Annotated in this window: 4 protein-coding genes and 2 pseudogenes; 5 read left to right on the forward strand and 1 reads right to left on the reverse strand. The window is 39.3% G+C overall.

The genetic code is table 11. The features are described from left to right. The 5 genes and pseudogenes from WIW89_RS01050 to WIW89_RS01065 all read left to right on the forward strand — a co-directional run. Positions 1–581, forward strand: a 581-nt coding sequence (locus tag WIW89_RS01050; protein WP_337719432.1) for an MFS transporter, incomplete at its 5' end; no start/stop codon positions are given. Positions 582–1,165: 584 nt separating this feature from the next. Further along, positions 1,166–1,426: pseudogene (locus tag WIW89_RS13565) on the forward strand (RNA-guided endonuclease TnpB family protein); the annotation flags it as partial. A 6-nt stretch (positions 1,427–1,432) separates the two neighbouring features. Then, positions 1,433–1,609: pseudogene (locus tag WIW89_RS13570) on the forward strand (zinc ribbon domain-containing protein); the annotation flags it as partial. Positions 1,610–2,434: 825 nt separating this feature from the next. Beyond that, the gene (locus WIW89_RS01060) at positions 2,435–3,169 is read left to right on the forward strand and encodes a hypothetical protein (RefSeq protein ID WP_337719434.1); all 735 of its coding nucleotides are present in this window, start codon (positions 2,435–2,437) and stop codon (positions 3,167–3,169) included. 2 nt (positions 3,170–3,171) lie between these two features. Further along, the gene (locus WIW89_RS01065) at positions 3,172–3,942 is read left to right on the forward strand and encodes an MBL fold metallo-hydrolase (RefSeq protein WP_337719435.1); all 771 of its coding nucleotides are present in this window, start codon (positions 3,172–3,174) and stop codon (positions 3,940–3,942) included. A gap of 706 nt (positions 3,943–4,648) precedes the next feature. Here WIW89_RS01065 and WIW89_RS01070 read toward each other — a convergent pair. Next, the coding region (locus WIW89_RS01070) for a zinc-binding dehydrogenase (protein WP_337719436.1) at positions 4,649–5,298 on the reverse strand (650 nt) is incomplete at its 5' end.

Here is a 5,298-nt window from a genome sequence, read left to right on the forward strand (position 1 = left end):
GGTTCCTATTCGACATAGTGTCTTATTCTGGCATAGTCTTCGGGCCTAGCAGTATAGCTAAAAGCCTTGGGATAAATAATTCATCAATATTTCAGTTCATAGTTGAGTTCGCCTTTGTAGTTCCTGGTGGGTTAGTAGCCATTAGGACAATAGACAAAATCGGTAGAAAACCAATGCAAACAATGGGATTCTTAGGAATGTTTGCCTCCCTATTGTTATTCTCGGCATTAAAAGCTTATTTACCAGCTGTAGGTGCTCTTATACTTTATGGCTTAAGCCTGTTCTTTTCGCAAACTGGTCCAGGGTCAATAAGCGCATCTGGAATGTTAGGAGTTGAATTAGCACCTACGAAAGTTAGGGGAGTTGTACAAGCAATGACAGTAGCTGCTGGGAGAATTGGTGCAGCATTAACGTCTTTCGTATTCCCCTACCTCTTCAACGCATATGGTGAAGGTTTTGCCGTAACTTTTCTAAGCATCGTAGCTTTAGTAGCCGCAATAGTCACTTGGTTTTTCATACCAGAAAGTAAAGGGAAACCATTAGAGGAATCTTCAAAGGAAACAGAGGTAATAAGGGAGTAATTTTCTTTTTTTAAATCTTTTAAGACTTTAAACTGTTATTACCCGGCTGACAAAAGTTTCTATCTAACTAATTCATATTACAATTAGGGGTTAATATGAGTGTAAATGGTAAAAGGAAGGAGATAGAAGTTACCGATAGATGTCTGCGAAAAGATGTATTTAAATGTAGGGCTAACCATTCCTTAGGTGAGTTTCTCGTACCTTGAATCCTAATTTTTGTAACTTCGTAGAAAGGGTTTGTTATCTTATTTCTTTCCTATTCTAGATTAAGTGTAAATTAAAGCACTACGCACTTCAGCTCAGAAAACCTTAGTGACTTATATTGCACGAACCACTCACATAACATTTAAATCCTTTATAAGGACTTAGTTATGTGAAGCCCATCCGAAACGTGTTAATTATCTCTCTAACCTCGGCGATTCCGACGTTCTTTTCTGCCAGTTGGATTGTTTACAAAGAAAGGGGTTAAGGGGGCGGAAAACCTCGCCAGCGGGGATTGATAGCCCCGTGTTTAAATACCTCTTTGTCAAAATTTCCTCAATGGCTGGGGGAAGGGTAATAAAGCGATCAGAGCTACAGATTCAATGGAGAACGCCCTCTCAAACTCCCTCCTAGCCCTCGTGAACAACTACGTTAAGGCAATACGTTTCATCTTATTTTGGCTGAGAGAAAATGTTCCAAACCCGGAAGAGAAGGGAGTGATTTCAACAACCCACAAGGGGTTGTACACGAGGTTAAGAGAAGGGTACAACCTACCTTCAAAGGTTGCTGAGGATTGTTACCGTGATGCCCTCTCAGTGTACAAGGCTTGGTATAACGATTCTAGAAAAGGACGTTTTCCTAGATACTCTTCAGTCTCTTGCCTAAAATGCGGTCAAAGGATGATCGAGGTTTCCCACCGTTGGTTTAAGTGTTCATGTGGTTATGAGAACGATCATGACGTTATCGCAATCATGAATCTTAATGGGAGGGGGTCTCTGACCCTCTCGACTGCCCCTCAAATGAGAGATGTAAACCCGAATCGATGAGGAGGGAATCCTCGCTGGCGGAGAGCTTCCGGTATAAAAACTTTCCTTAAAAATCGAGCATAGTCCACACTACTTACGCCATGAAACCTGCTTTACTCACTAATGTTAAACTGCTTATTTTAGTACAACTAATTTATCTTTTGATACATCTATTCCCGAACTGGGGGCCTCCACTTACACTCACCCTTATGTTTTATTCGGGCTTTTTGCCCAACTTCCGGTCCGAGTTGGAGGCGGCCAAGCTCCCCACCGGGCTTTAAGCCCAAGGAAGTCAACGGCCTACACCCCAGTCAGATCTGTATTACCCAGATCTGACTAATATGTTTTATATAAGGAAGTCAGGCGGTTAATTTGGATGAAGTCTTGGTGTTGAGGCTCGAAAAATGTGTACTCGTTAATACTACTCAAGGATTCAGCTCTTACTGGAGAACATATCACATTCGCTTCCCGCCGCCACGCTTACCTCACCCTTCTTCTCCCTTCTCAACTCCTAAAGTCGTGACCATTCAAGTTGTGAAGCTTGGGACGTAATGCATAACCCGGCACGGAATGGTCCTGCAAAGATCCAGGCTAAGCTTAGCTTGAAGACATAACCAAGAGGGAGGACAGCAAAGCCCAGCACGGATTAAGCAAGACAAAATACTCGGGTGAATAGGCAGGCGAAAAGCTTGGCATAGTCGTTGACCGGTGCGGGATCTTAGAATGCTGACTTTCCCTTTCGCCCCTAGAAGGAGCGAAGTTTTGTGGTTCGTTCTTATTATATAAACTTAAATTATTATCTAAAGAGAGAAAATTTTATATACGGGGATTTTATAATTATAAATTATGACTACCAGCTTGGCTGAAGAAATAGAGATAAATGATGGGGAGTCTGGCATTACTTGGTTTTACGACAAGAAGAACGTAATTGACAGCATTCCTAACTTAGTTGGCTTCACGGAGAAAAAAGTAAAGCTCAGGATCAAGAGGTTCCTATTCTTAGAAAAGACTTTGGAATACGAGCTCACTAGCACCCTTGGGGAAGGATATGTAGAATATAAATTCGAAAACAAAGACTCTTCTTTAACCTTACTTGTAACATTAAATAAATATAAAAAACGCCTACTACTGAACCTTATACATTCTGGGAAGTACGAAAACCTAAAGGACAAATATCTCAAGGAATTTTTGATAAATTTAAAGACAAAATACCTAGAGCAAAAGATGGTAAGTAAGACAAGTGAAACTATTTCTTCAAAGTTATCCTCCCTATCTTATATTGCAAAGCTCGTTTCCACTTCTATGTTAGTATACTCCGATAAATTAGATCTTAGTAAAAATGACATTAGTCTCTTCATCGAAGAAACCCTGCGTAAGTTCTCGCGCTACCCAGTAATTTACATATTAGGGTTTAACGACGAAACGGTTTTTCGTTTACTGTTCGTTAACGGAGAGCTCAAAGGAGTGTACATAAAAATTTCTGGCAAGGAATTCTATTCCGAGGAAGCTCTATCGAAACTTAAAGGATTATTTAACGTCTCCGTTTATACAAGTCTGTTAAGGCCCGAGATGGTGATTTAGGCATGATAGACCCAATCGTATTGGCTGAAGAAAAAGGAAACAAGTTCATTTGGCTATCAATAGATCAAGCAGAAATGGAGAAGGGAATAATAACGAACCAATATTTGCTTATCGTAAAAGATAAAGGTGTAGTATTGGACCCCGGAGGACCATTAGTTTTCGAAAGAGTTTATACTACAATGCAGAAGTTCATCAGACCTGAAGACATCGAATACATATTTCTATCTCATGAAGATCCAGACATAATTTCCGGACTCTCATTATGGTTGACATATTGCCCCAACGCGAAAATACTGGTATCAGACCTATGGGATAGGTTCTTACCGCATGTCGGAGTCGACATAAAGATGAACGTAATAAGAATACCCCTACAAGGGATGCGGATTAAACTGAACGGGGACGATTTAAGGATAGTTCCCGCTCATTTCCTACATTCCCCTGGCAACTTCCACCTTTACGATCCAATAACCAAAGTTTACTTCTCTGGGGATCTCGGAGCAGCGGTTTACCCCAAAGATACATGGTACATAATGGTTGATAACTTCGACGAGCACAAGAAGTACATGGAGGGCTTTCACAGAGTATATATGGCTAATAAGAAAGCGATAGAACTGTGGTTAAAGCAGATTCAAGGACTGGACATTAGTGTCATAGCTCCGCAACACGGTGCTGTATTCGAAGGAGAAAACGCGAAAAAGTTCATCGATTGGATAAAGAGCCTAGACAAAGTAGGGATTGATTATCTGGAAGAAGTGCTCAGTAATAACGCTTAATCCATACGTGCATTGATCCTTCTTTTTTGGTTGTATAAGCGGTCAATAAACCCTGACTTCTCATCTACCTCTTACCAATGAAACTACACAATAAATTAAATTATACTAATCCTCAGACCAAAACGAGTCCGGGTAGAGAGTAATGAGAACATCATTAGAAACGGATATACACACGAAACTTCCAGAACTATCAGAATAGTTAAGCTAAGTAAATGACTCATTAATAAATTATCCATTCCCGCCGTAAATGACTAGGCCTCTACAAACTCCCTAATTTTATAAACGTTCGTAGTTCACCAAACTGAAACTTCAGCGAATGCAGAATAAGTCAGTTTTAAACAGTTTCTGGTAGCCCTAATACTGTTCAGATGATACCGCCGCTGAACCTCAGCGAGATCCTGAACCCGTCCTCTGGCCTACCGTTTGTCCCTACACTTTCATTAATAGATTATGTACACTATAAATTAGCTAAAAGGATAATGGAGTTTGGAGGGAATAAATAGAAACGAAGTAATAGTATGACTAACACACTCCTTTTAACCTTAGTTTGTAACAACAATAGAGAATGTTAAAGCGTACTCTTTACTTATATATAAATTAATGTAATTATTTTTTAAAACCTAATAATTTAATTATTTATATTCTTGATGTTCAAAAACTTTCTGAATAAAAACTTTAATTATTTATGTAACGTTTTTATAGTTATCTAGTTCGTAGATATTAATATTCGTCCGTCTCTGCTTGGCGAGAACAGTTCCTTTAAAGCTTCTACACCATCTTGAAGTTTAAACTTTTTCCAGATCTTCACTTTACAATCCCTGCATAGATCTAGTAATTCTAAGAAATCCTTTCTATTACCCCTATTAACACCTAGTATACTAATGTGCTTAGAATATATTTGGTTAAGGTTGATCTTAACTTCGGCACCTATTAGTGTTCCGAAGGTAACTATCTTACCCTTAACTCCTACCACAGCAAGGCTCTTGTCCCAAAATTTTTCTCCTAAAGAGTTTATTACAACATCAGCCATTTTTCCATTTGTAAACTCTCTAACTTTCTCCTCAACTTCCTCATAGTCGACAATTAAGTCAGCACCAAAATCTTTCAGCCAGGGTTTGCTAGTTACGGTTATAACCTTAGCTCCGAACTTTTTAGCTAACTGTACAATGAACATTCCCGTATTTCCCGAAGCACCAAAAACGACTACAGTCTGAGATGGTTTTAAATCTGCTTCTTTTAAGGAATGATATGCTGTTAATCCGGCAACAGTTAAGCTTGAAGCTAATTCCCAACTGTAATCTTCTGGTAGTTTAAACACATACTTCTCCTCTAGTGATGCATATTCAGCCCATCCAC

This window comes from Stygiolobus sp. CP850M, assembly GCF_037389425.1.
Classification (GTDB): domain Archaea; phylum Thermoproteota; class Thermoprotei_A; order Sulfolobales; family Sulfolobaceae; genus Stygiolobus.

Coding starts and splice junctions, on each gene's coding strand:
- WIW89_RS01060 (WP_337719434.1), top strand. CDS start 2,435: ATGACTACCAGCTTGGCTGAAGAAATAGAGATAAATGATGGGGAGTCT.
- WIW89_RS01065 (WP_337719435.1), top strand. CDS start 3,172: ATGATAGACCCAATCGTATTGGCTGAAGAAAAAGGAAACAAGTTCATT.